Source organism: Myxococcus sp. CA051A, assembly GCF_013336705.1.
GTDB classification, from domain to species: Bacteria; Myxococcota; Myxococcia; order Myxococcales; family Myxococcaceae; genus Myxococcus; species Myxococcus llanfairpwllgwyngyllgogerychwyrndrobwllllantysiliogogogochensis.
In genome coordinates this window covers 85,966-103,495 of record NZ_JABUMS010000027.1, presented here as the reverse complement: position 1 = coordinate 103,495, position 17,530 = coordinate 85,966, and the positions used below count along the sequence as shown (strand labels likewise).

Genomic DNA, 17,530 nt, shown 5'->3' with positions numbered 1-17,530 from the left:
ATCGTCCACGGCGGGAACTCCTCGGCTCCCCTGCCAGGGGGAGACCGTCTCGGTTGGTTTCACCGAGGAGCTTCCCTCTTTCACGCTCATCCCTGCTCGCCGACTACACACTTATAGGGACACGACCCCTCAATGCCGAGAACCTCATGTATGGCAACGAGCTCGAAGTCAGGAGGAGCATCCTCCACGAGTTCGGCCACATCCTGGGCTTCACTCACGAGCATCTCCGCATCCCGCAGACCGAGGGCCTGTGCCTGGAGAACAACATTTCATGGGAGGCCTTGACCACGTATGACCCCGACTCCGTCATGAACTACGGCGGCGCCTGCGAGGGAAACCGCAACCGGACGACCCTCTCCGCCAAGGACCAGCAGGGCGCGCAGAGCATCTATGGCCACGGCACGCGTGCCGCGGGCTACCTGAAGGGCATCCAGGACAAGTGTATCGACGCCGCCTGGACCACCGGCTGGCCCAACGGGACAAACGTGCAATTGTGGCAGTGCACGAATGGTGTCAACCAGCTCTGGAGCCTCGAGGCGGATGGCACCGTGAGGGGCGCGGGCGGCCTGTGTCTGGACGTCGAGTGGGTGGACGGCTTCCCCAACGGCACCGGCGTGCACCTCTGGCAGTGCACGGGGGGAAGCAATCAGCAGTGGACGCTGCGGCCGGATGGAACCCTGAAGAGCGCCCTGGGCAAGTGCCTGGACGTCAACTGGGTGGACGGATTCCCCAACGGCACCGGGCTCCAGCTCTGGGAGTGCAACGCGGGTGTGAACCAGCAGTGGCAGCACGTGGCTCCGTAGTCTCGTCCTGATGAACAAGGGCCGGGTCCCGCCTTCTCACGGCGGGGCCCGGCCCTCTCGCGGTTTGCGACAACCCGACCGTGCCCACATTCTCCAGGCATGTCCTCCTCGCTCGTTCGTCCTCTCGCCCGTCTCCTCCTTCCGAGCCTGCTGGGCCTGCTCTCCGCGTGCACCCGGTTGTGTTCCCTGCCCGAGCCTGAACCCGTGCACCACGGTCCGGATATCGATGCCACCGCCGTGCGCCTCATGACCGAGGCGAAGCTGCCCGGGCTCGCGCTGGCCATCATCGAGGAGGGCCAGGTCGTCGCCGTGAAGGCCTACGGCCTGCGCGACATCGAGCAGGCCGCGCCCCTCCAGACCGACACCGTCATGTACGGCGCGTCGCTCACCAAGCTCGTCTTCGGCTACCTCGTCATGCAGCTGGTCGACGAGGGCGTGCTGGACCTGGACACGCCCATCGAGCGCTACCTCAAGAAGCCCCTGCCCGAGTTCAAGAAGTACGAGGACCTCGCGGCGGACCCGCGCTGGAAGCAGCTCACGCCGCGCATGCTGCTGAGCCACTCGCCCGGCTTCCCCAACTTCCGTTTCCTCAACCCGGACGGGAAGCTCGACTTCAAGTTCGACCCGGGCGCGCGCTACGCCTACTCCGGCGAGGGCATCAACCTGCTCCAGTTCGTCCTCGAGGACGCGGGCCTCGGACTCGACGCCGGCCAGGAGTTCCAGCGGCGCGTCTTCGACCGCTTCGGCATGCGCCGCACCAGCATGGTCTGGCGCGACGACTTCGCCCCCAACGTCACCACCGGCTACGACGAGCACGGCGTGGCCAAGGCCCACCACCAGCGCGGCAGCGTCCGCGCCGCCGGCTCCATGGACACCACCATCGAGGACTACGCGAAGTTCCTCGCCGGCCTCATGCGCGGAGAAGGCCTCTCCTCCAAGGCGCGCGCGGAGCTGCTCTCCCCGCAGCTCGCCATCCCCTGGGCCCACCAGTTCCCCACCCTCACCGAGGAGAAGGACCCGCGCAACCAGGCCATCGCCCTGTCCGCCGGACTGGGCATGGTGCTCTTCGATGACCGCTCCAGCCCCGCCTTCTTCAAGGGTGGCCACGACGAGCACACCGACAACTTCGTCCTCTGCCTGGAGCGCGGCGCGCGCTGCGTCGTCCTGCTCGCCAACAGCGTGAAGGGCCCCCACGTCTTCCCTCCACTCATCGAAGCCATCCTGGGCCCCACGGACATGCCCTGGCGCTGGGACTACAACCCGTATCCGCCGCCCACCGTGAAGTGACGCACCGGGCCGCGCTCACGCCAGCGCGGCCCCTGTCGAGGCGATGTAACCGTGTGCGCGTGTGCGCCGTAATGAAGCCACACCGCCCACTTGGAGGTACACGCCATGACCCCAAAGCTCTCTTCCGCCAGGCACACGCTTCACCTGCGGCAGGTCCAGAAGCAGCCGGCCACGCAGGAGCCCATCACCCTCCAGGGCGCCACGGGCAACGGTGGCTCCGCACCTCCGGGGAGCTTCATCGGCAATCCCATGCTGATGCGGGACCGCTTCGACATGGGCCCGAGCAACATGGGCGGCCCGAGCATGGGCATCGATGGTCACTGCTGCCCCACCCGAAAGTACAACAAGGGCATGTCCCAGGGCCCCGGCCTCCTGTCCCAGTCGGACTCGTTCAGCATGGGGAGGCCTCAGGACCGAGACTCGATGCGCATGCGTGACATGCTCGAAGCTCCAATGATTTGACGCCAACCCTCACACGGCGCCATTCACAAACAACACACCTGAAAGACTTCATCGTCAGCGTCAGGGAACACCGGGTCGGTGGTGCCCCGTCCCTCTCGGGGGAGCTGTCCACTCAACAAGTCGGAGCAAGAAGTCGCGCGTTGAACCGCCGAGCGTGCTCCTTCAATCACTTGCATCCGAGAAGAAGGCAGACGAGCGCCAAGTAGGACCATCATGCGCGGACCCCGCCTCGCGCCGGGAGCGTTTCGATTCCGGACGCTCGCGGTGCTCCCTCGCCGTGAGGAGGCCCCTCGCCTTGCCCACGCCCGTCTCGCATCTGGAAACCACCCGTCCGTCGGGGAGCACGCGCTCCCTGTCGGCTCCGCTCGAGCAGCGCCTCACGCCGGACCCCCGAAAGGCCTGGAGCTGGCTTCAGAAGTCCCGACTGGGCCGCTATGGCGTCGCCCTGCTCTTCTTCCTCTGCGCGCTGCTGCTCCAGATGGAGCTCGCGTCGCTGATGTCCACCAGCCCCTTCCTTTTCTTCTATGGCGCCGTCATGGTGGCCGGCTGGTGGGGAGGCTGGGGGCCCGCGCTCCTGGTGACGGCGCTGTCGCTGGTGGCCGTGGACCACGAGTTCCTCCCGCCGCGGCTGACACTTCAGATGAGGTCCGCGGATGTGCTGTCCCTGGGCATCTTCGCCCTGCTCGCCATCTTCATCACCAAGCTGAACGTGTCGCTCAGCCGGGCCATGGAGGAGCGTGCGGGGCTGCTGGAGAGCGAGCGCCAGGCCCGCGCCGCGTCCGAGGCCGCGAGGACTCGCCTGCACACCATCTTCATGCAGGCCCCCGCGCAGATTTTCTTCCTGCGCGGCGCCACGCACGACTTCGACTTCTCCAACGCGCGCAACAGCTCGCTCTTGAAGAGCCGGGACACCCTGGGCATGCCCTTCCAGGAGGGCGTGGTGAAGGTGGCGGAGCAGGACGCGCGCGACGTGCTGGACCGCGTCTTCGCCACGGGCGAGCCCTTCGTGGGCAACGCCGTGCCGCTGCGCTTCCTCCAGACGGACGGGATGGAGAAGGAGACCTTTCACAACCTCGTCTACCAGCCCACCCGTGACTCCCAGGGACAGGTGGACGGCATCGCGGGCTTCGGCTTCGACGTGACGGACCTGGTGCATGCACGCCAGCGCGCGGAGGCCCTGGCCATTGAGTTGCGCCAGGCCGAGTTCCGCACCCGCGTCCTCGCCGAGGTGAGCACGGTGCTCGCGTCCTCGCTCGACTACGAGGCGACGATGCGCAACCTGGCCAAGCTCGTGGTGCCCGCGCTCGCGGACTGGTGCTTCGTGGACCTGGCGCAACCCGATGGCAACTTCCGCCGGCTGGAGGTCGCCCACGCACGCCCCGAGGACGCCGCCACCGCCGCGGAGGTCCTCAACTTCCAGCTCATGCCGGAGGGCAACCCGCGCCACCCGCCCACCGCGGCGCTCCTGCGCGGCGAGGCCATCCTCCTGGAGGAGATGACGCCCGCGCACATCAAGCGCAGCGCCCACAACGAGAACCACGCCCGGGTGATGCTGGCCACCGGCCTGCGCTCCTTCATCGCCGTGCCGCTGGTGGTGCGCGGCCACACGCTGGGAGTCTTCAGCTTCTTCACCTCGTTCTCCAACCGCCGCTACACCCAGGCGGACCTCGCCTTCGGGCTGGAGCTGGCGTACCGCGCCGCGCTCTCCATGGAGAACGCGCGCCTGTACCGCGAGGCCCAGGAGGCCATCCGCCTGCGCGACGAGTTCCTCTCCATCGCCAGTCACGAGCTGAAGACGCCCCTCACCCCGCTGAGCCTCAAGCTCCAGGCGCTCGCGCGCGAGCTGGAGCGCCACCCCGACGCCATCCCCTACTCCGTCGTGAAAGGCTACGTGGACACGGGCGCCCGGCAGGTGAAGAAGCTGGCGGAGCTCGTGGGAGATTTGCTCGACGTGTCGCGCATCGCCGCGGGCAGGCTGGCCCTGGAACTGGAGGACGTGGACCTGGGCGCGCTCATCCGCGAGGTGGTGGTGCGCTACGAGCCCCACGCGACCCGGGCCGGCTCCACGCTGGAGGTGGAGGGAGGCGAGTCGGGCCTCATCGGTCGATGGGACCGGCTCCGGCTGGAGCAGGTCGTCACCAACCTCATCGACAACGCGGTGAAGTACGGCTCGGGCAAGCCCATCCAGCTGAGCCTGGAGCAGGGCCCCACCCGTGCGCGCCTGCGGGTGAGGGACCAGGGCATCGGGATTGCGCCCGAACACCTGCCGCGCCTCTTCGGCCGCTTCGAGCGCGCCGTGTCGGAGCGGCACTATGGCGGCCTGGGCCTGGGCCTCTACATCACCCGGACGCTGGTGGAGGCCATGGGAGGGCGGGTGCGCGTGGAGAGCGAGCAGGGCCGCGGATCCACCTTCACCGTCGATTTGCCTCGGGAGCGAACGCTTCCAGTTGACGCGTCGGTGGCCCAGCCACAGTAAAGGCTCCGCGCGAAAACGGACGCCATGTCGGCGGCCGGCGAAGGGGCTGTCGACATGGAGACACGGACTCTCGGAAAGCAGGGCCTGAAGGTGTCCGCCTTGGGCCTGGGCTGCATGGGGATGTCGGATTTCTACGCGGGGCGGGATGACGCCGAGTCGGAAGCCACGCTGCTGCACGCGCTGGACAAGGGCATCACCTTCTTCGACACGGCGGACATGTACGGCTCCGGAAGCAACGAGGAGCTGGTGGGCCGGGTGCTCAAGCCCCACCGCGAGAAGGTTGTCCTGGCCACCAAGTTCGGCATCGTCCGGGACCCGAACAACCCGCAGGCGCGCGGCATCAACGGCAGCCCCGAGTACGTGAAGCGCGCGTGCGAGGCCAGCCTGCGCCGGCTGGGCGTGGACGTCATCGACCTGTACTACCTGCACCGGCTGGACGCGTCGACGCCCATCGAGGACACGGTGGGGGCCATGGCGGACCTGGTGCGCGCGGGCAAGGTGCGGCACCTGGGGTTGTCGGAGGTGGACGCGGACACGCTGCGCCGGGCCTCCAAGGTGCACCCCATCGCCGCGCTCCAGAGTGAGTACTCGCTGTGGAGCCGCGAGCCGGAGGACGGGGTGCTCCAGGCCTGCCACGAGCTGGGCATCGGCTTCGTGCCGTACAGCCCGCTGGGGCGCGGCTTCCTGACGGGGCAAATCAAGCGCTACGAGGACCTGGCCGCGGACGACTACCGCCGCCACTCGCCGCGCTTCCAGGGGGAGAACTTCACGCGCAACCTGGAGCTGGTGGTGAAGGTGGAGCGACTGGCGAAGGACAAGGGCTGCACGCCGGCGCAGCTCGCGCTCGCGTGGGTGATGGCGCGCGGCCAGGACGTGGTCCCCATCCCGGGCACCAAGCGGCGCAAGTACCTGGATGAGAACCTGGGCGCGCTCGACGTGAAGCTCACGGAGAAGGACCTGAAGGACATCGACCTCGTGGCGCCTCCGGGCGTCGCGGTGGGAGACCGCTATCCGGCGTCGATGCAGCGCGCGCTGTCGAAGGCCCGCGAGTAGCCTCGGGGGGTCAGCCGTGGGCCCGTGGGAGCTGCGCGTGCGGCTGCCACGGGCCACTGGCGCCCAGGCAGTAGCGACAGGTGGCCAGCGGCGTGTCCCGCTCCAGGTGGCCGAGCATCCGCTCCAGCAGCTCCGGAGCGTCGAGGCGCACGCCATCCACCTCGGCCAGCGCGGGCATCTCCGGGTGCGAGGGGCCCAGCACCGTGGCCACGTGAGGCGGACGGGTGCAGGTGTAGAAGTGGCCCCGGTGGACCAGGTGGCAGCGGACCTTGAGCCAGCAGCGCGCGTGGACGTCGCGGACCTCCGCGTCGGTGGCCAGGGGCGCGTCCGGGGTGAGCTGCTGGAAGGCGTCGATGTGCTTCACCGTGAGGAGGACGTCGTGTCGCGCACAGCGCTCGGTGATGCGGGCCAGGGACTTCTCCGGCAGCGGCGCGGAGGAGTAGACGGACAGGGTCATCCGGTCCAGGCGCTCGTAGACGGCGTCGGGCGCGCTCTGGGCGAGGAAACCGTTGGTGGTGACGGAGAGCTGCTCGGAGATGCCTGACGCGCGGACGGCGTCGAGCACGGCGGGGAGGTCCGGGTGGAGGAAGGGCTCGCCGCCGGTGAGCTTGAAGATGTTGGGCTTGAGCACGCGGGCGAGCCGGGTGAGGTCGGCGCCGAGCACGGCGGGCTCCACGGCCCAGGCGGGCAGGTGGGGCGACATGGGGCAACACTGCACGCAGCGCAGGTTGCAGTGGGTGACGACGTGCGTCTCCAGGGACCAGGTGAGGATTCGGCCGTCGTGCAGCTCGTAACGCACGGAGGGACTATAGCGGGGTTGCCGGGTGCCCCCGGGCCTTGCGACAGTCCCCGCGTGTCCGACGCTCCCGGCGACCCGAGCGGCCCGCTCGCCGCCCTGCCCTCCTACCAGCCGACAGCCGGACCCCGGACGGACGCTCCCGTGGAGTCGGTGTGGCGCCTGCTCCCGCTCCTGAGCGGTGAAGTCGTGGGCCTGGAGCCTGCATCCGTCACGGCGTTCCTGCGACACAGCCTGCCGTCGACCTGGAGCCTCTTTCGAGGGGTGAGCCGCGTGGCGCCGCTCCCGCCGCGAATCCGCCGCCAATCCTCACCGCGCTCCCCGGAAGAAGATGACGAGCCACGAGCACGGGCGCTCCTGGCCGCGTGCTCCGACGCTGTCGGTACCCGGGTGGCCTCGGGCGCGCTGGACGTGAGCCTGAGCGGCGGCGTGGACAGCGCCGTGCTGTGCACGCTGGCGGCGCGGCATGCACCGGGCCGGGTTCGCGCGTGGAGCATGGATGTCCACTTCGCCGACGCGGTCGAGCGACACAACGCGAGGACGGTGGCCCGGCTCGCGGGAGTGGAGCAGGTCGACGTTCCGATTCCGGATGCCCTCCTGCCGGACCTGTTCGAGCCCGCCGTCATCGCCAACGAGGGCGCCATCCTCAATGCACGGGCGGTGGCGAGCTTCGCGTTCTACGCGGAGGCGAAGCGGCTCGGAGCCTCGGTGATGCTGAGCGGAGCCGGCGCCGATGAGGTGTTGAGGGGCAATCCCCTGGCGCTCGCTTCGGCGCTCGCGCGCATCGAGGAAGACCGACGACTCGCACGGACGGTCCTACGCGCCGCTGTGGACAACTTGGGGAGGAGTCCAGACGAGGCCCGTGGCGAGCCCTGGTCCCAGGAGGACCGCCCGGAGCTCTCCGACGAGGCCCGTGGCGGGCCCTGGTCTCCCGAAGACATGGAGGTCTCCGAGGAGGTCCGCTACGCGGAGTGGGTGCTGCGCGAGCTGGTACTTCCTCCCGAGCTGAGGGGCGCGCGGGCCCACGGACTCACGGTGCACACGCCGTATCTCGACTCCCGGTTCGCGGACGTGGCGCTCTCGCTGCCCGAGTCCTCGCTCGTCCGCGAGGGAGTCGGCAAGTGGCTCTTCCGCCACGCGGTGCGAGGACTCGTCCCCGACGAGGTCCGGCTCGCGCGCAAGACGCCGCGCTATGGGCACACGGCACTCTCAAGCCCCGTGCGTACCCGGTGGCTGGAGCTGTACCGCGCCTGGCTGTCGGCCTCGCGACTGGAGCCGCTGGCGGTCATCGACCCGAAGGCCGTGCTCACGCTCCTGGAGCGCTACACGCGAATGGAGCCCGAGGCTCCGGAGGCGGATGGCGTGGATCGCCTGTTGATGCGGCTGTGCTCCCTCGCCATGCTCCACGCGCACGCAGCACACGGCTCCCCATGTCCCGAATCCTGATTGCGACCTCGCCCGAGAAGGGCCACATCAACCCGATGATGGGCGTCGCGCAGTGGCTGCGCCGCCTGGGCCACACCGTGGGCTGGCTCTGCATCCCCGAGCCCGCGCCTCAGCTCGCGAAGCTCGGCGTGGAGGTGCTGCACCTGCCCCACTCGGCGAGGGATGCTCCCACCATTGAAACGGGCGGCGAGGCGCTGGCCCGGCTGGTGCGTGACGAGGTGGCCCTGGGGAAGTGGATTCGCGGCCTGTTGCTGGATGCGGTGCCCGCGCTCATCGAGCCCGTGCGCGAGGTGGTGCGTCGCTTCCGTCCGGACGTCATGGCGCTGGATGGGATGCAGTATGCGGCGGTGCTGGCCGCGCATCAGGAGCGGATACCGTGGGCCGGAGTGTCCTCCGCGCTCTCGCTGCTGGAGCCCATGGAGGACTACGGGCTGCGCCGCAACGTGCGCGCCCTGGCGAAGGAGCGCGCGGAGCTGTTCGCACGACATGGCTTCGTGGCGAGCTTCCGCAACTGCGAGGCCCTCTCGCCCCACCTCAACATCCTCTTCGCCACGGAGGCGTTCCTCGGCCCGGAGGTGGACCTTCCTCCCGCCGGGCGGCTGGTGGGCCCGTCGATTCCACCCGAGCCTCGGGGCGACGAGGTGGATTTTCCGTGGGAGCGATTGGGTTCGAAGCCCGTGGTGTACGTGTCCTTCGGCAGTCAGATTTCATGGCAGCCCACGCTGTTCCACACCATCGCGGAAGCCGCCGCGCCGCTGGGCGTCACGGTGGTGTTGAGCGCGGGTGAGCTGGCGGACACGGACTTCTCGCGCGCGTTGCCAGGGGACGTGGTGGCGGTGCCCTATACGCCGCAGCGGCAGCTCCTTCCGAGGGCGTCTGTCTTTGTCTCGCATGGAGGCGCCAACTCCGTGATGGAAGCACTGACGGCGGGCGTGCCGCTGCTGCTGTTGCCTGTTTGCAATGACCAGCCCATCCAGGCGCACTTCCTCCGAGCCTCGGGGGCGGGGCTCACGCGGGAACTGGACACGTTGACAGTTGAGGACTGTCGCGCCGCGCTTCGCCATCTCCTGGAGCCGGGAACGCCGTTGCGCGCGAAGGTGGCGGCCATCTCGGAGTCGTATCAATCCCGAGACGGCGCGAAGGATGCGGCGGAGCGAATCGCCGGGCTCGTCGCGTGAGTTCCGCGCCGCGAAGGTGGACGGCCCGTCGTTACCACGCGGAGAGAGTGACACCGCTGGAGGTGTGGAACCTCCCGGTGTTCGGACGCGAGTTGTGGGAGCTGATTGGCGCGCCTCGAGTGGAGGCGGACCGACGCGCGGGGGTGCCCGAGGACCAACTCGCGGAGCAACTGTTTCCAGCGCTCACGAGCGCCCTCGAACAATTGGTGAATCGGCATGCCGTGGACGCGGTGTGGTTGAGCGGAGGACTGGCCTGCCTGGAGGGCTTCGAGGTGGGGGGGGCGAAGGCCACTGCCGCGCTCGGGTGTCCTGTCTATGTCTCGGAGTCGCCGCGCTTCGCGCCCGTGTACGCGGGCTTCGCGCTTGTGGCGGCGCGAACGCCGCTGGTGCTCGACGTGGGCCAGACGAGCATCAAGTGCGCGCGCCCTGGAGTCCAACGTGTCTTCGAGCGGGACCTCCACACGATGCCCCGCCTCTTCATCGGGATGCCTCGCCCCACGGATGGGCACCACATCGTCGCGGCGGTGCACTTCATCGCCAACGCGCTGCGGGCCTGTACACGAAACCTCGGTCACCTGGCCGTGGAAGGCGTGTGTCTCGCGCTTCCCTGTCCCCTGGATGAGGCTCTCGTTCCGGGAGGCTGCACGTATGGTTGGGAAGGGCATGCATCGCTGGTGACCGACATCCTGGAGGAAGCAGCCCTTCCGGGCGGCGGAGAGGTGCTCGTGCTCAACGACGCGGAGCTCGCGGCCGAGGCAGCGCGAGTGGAGCTCAGACGGCACAGGCATCGTCGCATCCTCTGTCTGACGCTGGGCTTCGGCCCTGGAGGGGCTCTGCTCACGCACTCCACATGACCCAAAGGGTAGGGAGCGAGTCCGGTGACCAAGACATGCTAGCTTTCGCGTCCAATGCGAATCCCTCACGCACTCTGGCTTTCGCTGTTCGCCGTGTCCTGGCTGGGTTGCTCCACTGTCAGCAAGCCGCCCAGTCAACAGGCCTGGGCAGGGGCGGAGCAGGAATGCGACGACCCTGGGGAAGACCAGTGCGTCACCCTCTTCTGCGTGGAAGACCTCTGCGGTTTCTACCCCTGCGAGGACACACCGGCAGAGGTCGAGCTGGCGCGCTTCCCTCCTTCGCGTCCTCCTGCGGCAGCAGCAGCGCCGGGCAGCGGCCCTCGGAGGAATTGGGGTGGCGCGCAGAAATTGCCGCCGGGCTCCGTCATGACGTTCCCCAACTGGAACGGCGCTCCGACTGCAGTCATCCCTCCGTCCCGGCAACTCACGCCGGGGCGATGGGAAAAGCACCACATCTTCCCCCAGTCAAAGGACCTGGCGGAGTGGTTCGCGCGCCAGGAAGTGAAAATCCACGACTACACCATGCCCATTCCGCTTTCCGTTCATCGAAGGATTCATGACGGTTCCCCGCGTGGAGGGGCATGGAACGATGCGTGGCGGGACTACATGATGGCCAAGCCGTTCGCCTCTCCGGCGGAGATTTTCAGGCATGCAGGAGAGCTGATTCATCGCTTCGAGCTCATGGGCGGCCCGATCCAGCCCTACTATTCCCGGCCAGGAGCGTAGGCACGAATGAGTCGTTTCTATTGGGTCAACGAGGACAGGGCCGCCAGAACGAAGCACGGTGGCTACCTCGACGCGGCACACACGTGGGGCCTTCCCGGCATACGGTGTCACGCATGCGGAGCCACCTGGAGTGCCGTGGCGCACGACTTTCCCGCCATTGACCTCTCGCCGCTTCCGGAGAGCCGTGAGTTCCTCAAGCCGAGAGCCGAATCCTTCCCCGAGTTCGCGCGCCTGCGCGAGTTGGTCCGGCCCCTCCTGCCGCCCCACATCGAGCTGCCGCCTGGAACGAGCTTCGGTCCATTGAAGGGAAGCGCCGTTGGGGAGTTCGGGGCCATGGCATGGCTGGGACCCAGACTTCTTCTGCGCCGTGACGCACTGGAGAGTCTGCAAGCAGAAGGAGTGCGCGGCCTGCTGGGCTGTCGCACGGAGCTGCGGTTCCGGAAGAAGAACGCGCCGGAGCTGCTGGAGCTCCAGATTGAGCCGCGAGGGCGCTTTCATCCGGACTGCATTCCCTCGGATGTTCCCCCGCCGTGCACGACCTGTGGCCGACACGGCTTCGGGCGCCCCGACGAACCCATCCTGGACGCAGCTTCGCTCCCTCAGGAACTGGACCTCTTCCGCGTGGGGAACTTCGCCACGATGCTCATCGGCACCGAGCAGTTCATGGACGCCGTGCATCGACTCGGGCTCGTCGGTATGACCTTCCGCGAGCTGCCGACACGCTGACCCATTCCAGTCCGAACCGCGGCAACGAGGGGCAGTGGCTGAACACGCCGGGCTCCCAAGAGCGGCGTGTGCGCTGCGGAGCCGGACGGGCGGCGCGCGTGAAATTGCGCAAGAAAAGGCCCTCGGGTGTCTCCTCGCCATGAACGGGGAAGGGAAGCATCCAGATGCGCCCTGAGCTGCTGGGCGGAGGACTGTGTCTGCTGGGGGCGCTCCTGGCCTGTGGGCCTGGCGTCGATGAACGGGACTCGCCCGACGGAGACACCTACGAGGAGGAGGGGGTGCTTCAGAAACCCCTGCGAGTCGACGTCGAGGTCCTGGACCCCGAGAGCGCGGATCTCCACTTCCGGGCCTGGGGCATCGACTTCACCCCCTCCATGAATGTGCATGTCATCGGGGTGGGACTGACGACCGAGTTCGTGAGCAAGACGCAGCTTCACGCCCGATTGAACCCCCTCCTGGTGAAGGACATGCCGGAGTTCCCGGTCGAGGTCCGCGTGGAGCCGGGCGACGTGGTCTACATGTCGGGCGCCAGGTCCCCCTCCGTCACCGCGTCCATGCCAGTCCCGGAGCTGCACTCGCTCACGCCCGACGTGCTCGAGGCCCATCCCACGGCCCCCGTTCGCATCGCCGTGCTCGGAAAGAACCTGGTCCATGGCACCCAGGCGGTCTTCCAGGGCATCTGGTATCCCGTCACCTTGTCGAGCACGCGCCTGGGCGAGCTGTGGTTACCTCCCGAGGCCCTGACCCCCACGTCGGGCAAGCAGTCGCTGTACCTGGAAGTCCCCCGCCCTCGCCTCCTCGACACGCCCGCCCTGTCGTTGACCGTGACGACTTCGCCCCCTGTGGCATCCCCCTGACCTCGAGAGGAATCATCCGGATGCGACCAGACGTGACACGAGGGTGGCTGTGTCTGCTGTGGGTCCTCTGCTGTGCCTGTGGGCCAGGCCTCCAGAGCCACCCGGCACCTGTCGAGGAACCTGACGCGGGCTCCCCTCCCGCGGAGGTGGAGCTGCCCTTCGTCACCCTGGGAGAGGTGGAGGTGGAGGCGGCGAACGTGGAGGGCTCCGAGTTGAGCATGCAAGTGCTCGGCGTCGACTTCGCCCGGTTCAGTGCCGTGTTCCTGAACGACCAGCGCCTGACGACCCAGTTCGTGAGCAGCACGGAGCTGCGAGCCGTGGTTCCGACCTGGCAGCTCGTGGCCGCGACGGACCTCTTCTTCGACGTGCGGGTTTCCCGAGGCGACCCCGAGTACAGGGGCGGCGCCCGGTCCGCTCGCATCCCGTTCACCGTGCCCGCGCCCGAGCTGACCTCCGTGACTCCAGACTCCCTGCCCTCCGAGCCCGAGGACGCCGTTCAAGTCACCGTGACGGGGAAGAACCTCGTGCGTGGAAGCCAGGCCATCTTCCGCGACACGTCCTATCCGTTGACGCTGACCAGCTCCCGTGAAGGGAGCTTCCTGCTTCCACCGTCGGCCCTGAAGCCCCTGGCGACACAAGACCAGCTCGTCATCCAGGTCTCGCGCCCGCGCACAGCCACCACGCAGCCCCTACCCTTGACGGTGACCAGCCCCACTCCGGAAATCATGGGCGTGTGGCCTTCCTCGCTGAACGCCACCGACCTGCACCATGGCAACGCGGGCAGCGCCACCTTCGAGCGCATCATCGTCAGCGGGCGGCAGGTGCGCTCCACCACGGTGGTGAAGTGGGATGGCATTCCGCTGCCCACCGAGACGTATGACGGCAAGAACCGGGTCTGGGCGCAAATCCCTCTCATGGGTCGGGTCCAAGCCGGCACCGTCCAGGTGACGCTGGAGACACCCGGCGTCCATGGAGGAAGCGAGTCCTCCAACCATCCTCTTCGAGTGAAGTCGGAGCCCGTGCTGCATGACGTGTCCCCGGCCTGGGTGCTCGCGGGCTCGGAGGAGGTCAGGTTCAAGCTCAAAGGCGAAGGCCTGGGGCTCTACGCGCAGCAGGTCGTCCACTGGGGCGGCCACCGCCTGGAGCACTCCTTCGGTCCGGACTTCGAGGGGGTCTGGACGTTCATCGTCCCCGCCGCCCTGCTGACCCAGGCCGGAACCCTCCCCGTGACGGTGACACGCACCTTCGATGGGGCCGTGTCCTCGCCCCTCTTCGTCCAGGTGTTCGCCCAGGCCCCCGCGCCCATCGCCCACTCGCTGCTGCCCTCCGTGCTGTCCGTCGGCGATGCGCCAGGACTCCTCTACGTCCACGGTGCTGGCTTCACGTCCCAGTCCGTCATCCTGCTGGACGGACAGGAGCGCACCACCCGTCTTCACGACCCGTCGAAGGTGTCCACCGAACTCCAGGCCGCGGACCTGTCCACGAAGGGGGTGCGCACCGTCACCGTGAGCACGCCCGCGCCCGGAGGCGGCACCACCCTGCCCCTGCTGCTCGCGGTGCATGCGGAGCGGCCCATGCCCATCATCAACCGGGTCTCGGGCAACGACGGGGCTTCCCATGCCCTCGCCGGCGGGGGCGTCCTGCGTCTGCTCGTCGAGGGACAGGGCTTCGGCCCCTCCTCGGTCGTCCGGTGGAATGGCCAACCGCTGCCAGCCCAGTGGACATGCTGGACCTCGGGCGGCTGCACGGCGGGCCCTGGTGAGCTGACGCGCCTGTGGGTGGATGTTCCCGCCGACCAGGTGGCGCAACCCGGCGTCAGCCGCGTGACGGTGTTCAACCCAGGCCCCGGAGGTGGCGAGAGCCCGGAGCAGTTCTTCGTCCTCACCGCGGCGGGACAGCCCACTGTCTCCCTGAGCCCTTCGGTGGTGGATGTGGGCACGCGCGACGAATTCTATCGCGAGGTCACCGTCTGGACGCGTGTCACGGGGACGCTCACCCAAGCCTCGGCCCTCTTCGTGAATGACGTGGAGCGTGAGTTCGACGGCCCTTCGGGCCTGCTCTTGAGCGAGGCGGAGGTCGCGACCCCGCGGGTCCACGAGATACGGACCTTCACCGTGGGCTCCGGCTTGAGTGCTCCCGCCTATCTGCGAGTCCAGGGCGCCCTCCCACCGCAGCTTCGCGGGATGGCACCGGGGGTCGTCTCCCAGGGAGAGTGGGCCGCCTCGGAGGAACGACACTTCTCCCTGACGGGAGAGAACTTCTTCTGGCCCCGCGGCGACTTGCAGCGCGTCTCCGGCACCACCCTGGACTGGGATGACCAGCCACGGCCTTTCGGCAGGATTCCGCAGCTGGGGCTGGAGGGCACGAAGTTGGCGCACGTGGGAGTCCGCGCACTGAAGGTGTCTCGTGTCGCGGAAGGCGGTGGAGTGTCACTGCCCGCGCTGCTCAACGTGGTCTCCGAACGACCCGTGCCGATGTTGACCGCCGTGGAGCCCATGAGCGCCCTCAAGGGTGCGCCCGCGTTGACGCTCCGAATCAAGGGGAAGGGCATCCACTCCGCCACGGTGCTGCGCTGGAAGGAGTTCCGTTCGAGCCTCAAGGCCGTGTACGTCTTGGACAACGAGCCGACGCACTACGAGGCGACCCTCCCCGCTGAAGCCCTGGCGACAGCTGGAGGGGTGGACGTCACGCTGGAGACGCCCGAGCCCGGTGGCGGTGTCTCGCTCCCGCTCCACGTCGTCGTCGAGAAGTAGCCCGGGAGCTCCCCGAAAGGAGGGGCCACCTGCCTGAACGGGCAGGTGCACACCCTGCCTGATTCGCCGATGTGGCGCGCCTTCGAGGCTTTTACCTTCCGCCTCGAAAGGAACACGCCATGTCCACCGACTTTCTTCCCGCCCTCTCCCAGTCTCTCGCCTCCCTCGTCGAGCGGGCCTCTCCGAGCGTCGTCCGCGTGGACGCTCGACGACGGCGCGGCGCCACCGGTGTCGTCTGGAGCGCCGAGGGCCACATCGTCACCACCAGCCACGCCGTCGAGCATGAGGGCCCCGTGCAAGTAGGCCTGTCCGACGGCGGCACCGTGGCCGCCGAGCTCATCGGCCGCGATGCCAGCACGGACGTGGCCCTGCTCAAAATCGACGCGGCGAAGCTCTCCCCGCTCGCGCTCGCGCCCTTGGACGCCGTGAAGGTGGGCAACCTCGTCGTCACGGTGGCGCGGCCGGGACGCACGGCGCGCGCCACGCTCGGCATGGTGAGCACGCATGGCGAGGGCTGGCGCACCCACGCGGGCGGGCGCGTGGACCGTTATCTCGAGACGGACGCGGACCTGCCGCCCGGCTTCTCTGGAGGCGCGCTGGTGGACGTGGAGGGGCGCTTCGTCGGGCTGCTCACCGCGGCGTTCTCACGCACCGCGGCCGTCGTCATTCCGCATGACACGCTGACGCGGGTGACGGCGTCGCTGCGCGAGCACGGAGGCATCCGGCGCGGCTACCTGGGCGTGGGGGCGTACCCCGTGAAGCTGCCCCAGCACCAGTGGGCGGCGGCGGGCGCGGAGGCGGGGCTCATCTTCCTCTCCGTGGACCCGGACGGGCCCGCGCACCGGGCCGGCCTGTTGCTCGGGGACGTGCTGGTGAGCCTGGGAGGCCAGGCGCTGCACGGCGTGGAGGACCTGCTCGGCTACCTGGGGGACGAGAAGGTGGGCACCTCCGTCCCGGCGCGCGTGTTGCGAGCCGGTGAGGTGCGGGACGTGCCCATCACCATCGGCAAGCGTTCGTGAGGAAAGGGGTGACGCGATGAAGTTGCTGCAACAGTTCTCGGACGACCTGGAGACCCTCGTGTCGCGCGCCTCGCCCGCGGTGGTGGGCGTGGAGCATGCCAGGGGCCACGGCACCGGTCTCTTCCTCACGCCGGATGGATATGTCCTCACCAACCGCCACGTCGTCATGCGGGGCTCTCGCAAGCTGACGGTGCAACTGTCCAACGGCGAGGAGCTGCGCGGCTCGCTGGTGGGCGGGGACGCGCCCACGGACCTCGCGGTGGTGCGAGCGGAGGGCGGCGACTTCCCCACGCTGCCCCTGGCCGCGCCGGAGACGGTGCGCGTGGGGCAGTTGGTGATGGCGATTGGCAATCCCTTCCGGCTGGAGCAGTCGGTGGCGCTCGGGGTCGTGAGCGCCGTCAATCGCAGCGTCACGCTGCCTGACGGCGTCATCCTGGAGGGCATGCTCCAGACAGACGCGGCCATCAACCCGGGCAACTCCGGCGGGCCGCTCATCAACACGCGAGGCGAGGTGGTGGGGCTCAACACGCTGGTGCTGCCGTACGCGCAGGGCATCGGCTTCGCGGTGAGCGCCACCACGGCGGCGTGGGTGGCCAGCCTGCTCATCCAGCGGGGGAAGGTGGAGCGGCGCTTCCTCGGCATCGCGGCGGTGGCGGTGGACCTGACGTCGGAGCATGCCCGCGACGCGGGGCAGCCCCGCGCGGTGCGAATCCTCCGGGTGCAGGACGGGACGCCCGCGGACGACGCGGGGCTCCAGCCGGAGGACCTGCTGCTGGCCATCAACCGTCGCGCCGTGGGCAGCGTGGATGACCTCCAGCGGCTGATGGCCCTGGCCACCGATGAAGAGGTGTCGCTGGACGTGTTGCGCAAGGGACGGCGCAAGCAGGTCTCCGCGCGCACGCGCCCCCGCATCGAGCCCGTGGCGGCGTGAGCGGAACGTGGCTCCGGGTTCATGCGGCCCGGAGCCACGGACGCGCTGTCATTTCGACCCGGGCCCACAAGAGCCCGTGACGGAGTGACAGTCGCACGTGAGACGTGCGACGAGACTCCACTCCGGAGACCAGGCAGGCACGCGGCTTGAATAGTCACGAGCC

Annotated in this window: 15 protein-coding genes; 14 read left to right on the top strand and 1 reads right to left on the bottom strand. The window is 68.8% G+C overall.

Annotation, left to right across the window (positions count from 1 at the left end; genetic code table 11):
- Positions 1 to 146: 146 nt before the first annotated feature.
- The 5 genes from HUA74_RS42025 (at position 147) to HUA74_RS42005 (ending at position 6,081) form a co-directional block, all read left to right on the top strand.
- The gene (locus tag HUA74_RS42025) at positions 147 to 803 is read left to right on the top strand and encodes a ricin-type beta-trefoil lectin domain protein (RefSeq protein WP_174459069.1); all 657 of its coding nucleotides are present in this window, start codon (positions 147 to 149) and stop codon (positions 801 to 803) included.
- Between the two features lie 204 nt (positions 804 to 1,007).
- The gene (locus tag HUA74_RS42020) at positions 1,008 to 2,090 is read left to right on the top strand and encodes a serine hydrolase domain-containing protein (RefSeq protein WP_371817397.1); all 1,083 of its coding nucleotides are present in this window, start codon (positions 1,008 to 1,010) and stop codon (positions 2,088 to 2,090) included.
- A gap of 105 nt (positions 2,091 to 2,195) precedes the next feature.
- Positions 2,196 to 2,552: a hypothetical protein gene (locus HUA74_RS42015; protein WP_174459067.1), complete on the top strand. Its 357-nt coding sequence runs from the start codon at positions 2,196 to 2,198 to the stop codon at positions 2,550 to 2,552.
- 295 nt (positions 2,553 to 2,847) lie between these two features.
- Positions 2,848 to 5,028 carry an ATP-binding protein gene (locus HUA74_RS42010; RefSeq protein ID WP_217443708.1) on the top strand — a complete coding sequence of 727 codons (2,181 nt, stop codon included), beginning with the start codon at positions 2,848 to 2,850 and terminating at the stop codon, positions 5,026 to 5,028.
- Between the two features lie 54 nt (positions 5,029 to 5,082).
- Positions 5,083 to 6,081 carry an aldo/keto reductase gene (locus HUA74_RS42005; protein ID WP_174459065.1) on the top strand — a complete coding sequence of 333 codons (999 nt, stop codon included), beginning with the start codon at positions 5,083 to 5,085 and terminating at the stop codon, positions 6,079 to 6,081.
- 10 nt (positions 6,082 to 6,091) lie between these two features.
- On the opposite strand, the gene HUA74_RS42000 is transcribed toward HUA74_RS42005, so the two are convergent.
- Positions 6,092 to 6,880, bottom strand: coding sequence for a radical SAM protein (locus tag HUA74_RS42000; RefSeq protein WP_141641139.1), 789 nt, complete (start codon positions 6,878 to 6,880; stop codon positions 6,092 to 6,094).
- A gap of 54 nt (positions 6,881 to 6,934) precedes the next feature.
- Between HUA74_RS42000 and HUA74_RS41995 the strand changes: the two genes are divergently transcribed.
- The 9 genes from HUA74_RS41995 to HUA74_RS41955 all read left to right on the top strand — a co-directional run bounded on the left by HUA74_RS41995 (position 6,935) and on the right by HUA74_RS41955 (position 17,367).
- On the top strand, positions 6,935 to 8,323 hold the full coding sequence (locus tag HUA74_RS41995) for an asparagine synthase-related protein (RefSeq protein WP_371817396.1): 1,389 nt from the start codon (positions 6,935 to 6,937) through the stop codon (positions 8,321 to 8,323).
- Positions 8,308 to 9,501: a glycosyltransferase gene (locus tag HUA74_RS41990; protein WP_174459064.1), complete on the top strand. Its 1,194-nt coding sequence runs from the start codon at positions 8,308 to 8,310 to the stop codon at positions 9,499 to 9,501. Before HUA74_RS41995 ends, HUA74_RS41990 begins: the two co-directional genes overlap by 16 nt.
- Before the next feature lie 47 nt (positions 9,502 to 9,548).
- Positions 9,549 to 10,355 carry an ROK family protein gene (locus tag HUA74_RS41985; RefSeq protein ID WP_371817395.1) on the top strand — a complete coding sequence of 269 codons (807 nt, stop codon included), beginning with the start codon at positions 9,549 to 9,551 and terminating at the stop codon, positions 10,353 to 10,355.
- Positions 10,356 to 10,409: 54 nt separating this feature from the next.
- Positions 10,410 to 11,081, top strand: a complete 672-nt coding sequence (locus HUA74_RS41980; protein ID WP_141641136.1) for a TIGR02269 family lipoprotein — start codon at positions 10,410 to 10,412, stop codon at positions 11,079 to 11,081.
- Positions 11,082 to 11,087: 6 nt separating this feature from the next.
- The gene (locus HUA74_RS41975; RefSeq protein WP_174459063.1) at positions 11,088 to 11,807 is read left to right on the top strand and encodes a double-CXXCG motif protein; all 720 of its coding nucleotides are present in this window, start codon (positions 11,088 to 11,090) and stop codon (positions 11,805 to 11,807) included.
- Positions 11,808 to 11,971: 164 nt separating this feature from the next.
- Entirely contained in the window at positions 11,972 to 12,664 is a 693-nt protein-coding gene (locus tag HUA74_RS41970; RefSeq protein ID WP_174459062.1) for a hypothetical protein, read from the top strand.
- 20 nt (positions 12,665 to 12,684) lie between these two features.
- Complete coding sequence (locus HUA74_RS41965) at positions 12,685 to 15,417, top strand: hypothetical protein (protein WP_174459061.1); 2,733 nt, start codon at positions 12,685 to 12,687, stop codon at positions 15,415 to 15,417.
- Between the two features lie 119 nt (positions 15,418 to 15,536).
- Complete coding sequence (locus tag HUA74_RS41960; protein ID WP_174459060.1) at positions 15,537 to 16,436, top strand: S1C family serine protease; 900 nt, start codon at positions 15,537 to 15,539, stop codon at positions 16,434 to 16,436.
- 16 nt (positions 16,437 to 16,452) lie between these two features.
- Positions 16,453 to 17,367 (top strand): S1C family serine protease, encoded by a 915-nt coding sequence (locus tag HUA74_RS41955; RefSeq protein ID WP_141641131.1) that lies wholly within the window; start codon positions 16,453 to 16,455, stop codon positions 17,365 to 17,367.
- The last annotated feature ends 163 nt before the right edge of the window (positions 17,368 to 17,530 follow it).

What these genes read in the sequence shown, in the direction of transcription:
- HUA74_RS41970 (WP_174459062.1), top strand. Translation starts at nt 11,972, where the DNA reads ATGCGCCCTGAGCTGCTGGGCGGAGGACTGTGTCTGCTGGGGGCGCTC.
- HUA74_RS42005 (WP_174459065.1), top strand. Translation starts at nt 5,083, where the DNA reads ATGGAGACACGGACTCTCGGAAAGCAGGGCCTGAAGGTGTCCGCCTTG.
- HUA74_RS41980 (WP_141641136.1), top strand. Translation starts at nt 10,410, where the DNA reads ATGCGAATCCCTCACGCACTCTGGCTTTCGCTGTTCGCCGTGTCCTGG.
- HUA74_RS41960 (WP_174459060.1), top strand. Translation starts at nt 15,537, where the DNA reads ATGTCCACCGACTTTCTTCCCGCCCTCTCCCAGTCTCTCGCCTCCCTC.
- HUA74_RS41990 (WP_174459064.1), top strand. Translation starts at nt 8,308, where the DNA reads ATGTCCCGAATCCTGATTGCGACCTCGCCCGAGAAGGGCCACATCAAC.
- HUA74_RS42015 (WP_174459067.1), top strand. Translation starts at nt 2,196, where the DNA reads ATGACCCCAAAGCTCTCTTCCGCCAGGCACACGCTTCACCTGCGGCAG.
- HUA74_RS41975 (WP_174459063.1), top strand. Translation starts at nt 11,088, where the DNA reads ATGAGTCGTTTCTATTGGGTCAACGAGGACAGGGCCGCCAGAACGAAG.
- HUA74_RS41955 (WP_141641131.1), top strand. Translation starts at nt 16,453, where the DNA reads ATGAAGTTGCTGCAACAGTTCTCGGACGACCTGGAGACCCTCGTGTCG.
- HUA74_RS42025 (WP_174459069.1), top strand. Translation starts at nt 147, where the DNA reads ATGTATGGCAACGAGCTCGAAGTCAGGAGGAGCATCCTCCACGAGTTC.
- HUA74_RS41965 (WP_174459061.1), top strand. Translation starts at nt 12,685, where the DNA reads ATGCGACCAGACGTGACACGAGGGTGGCTGTGTCTGCTGTGGGTCCTC.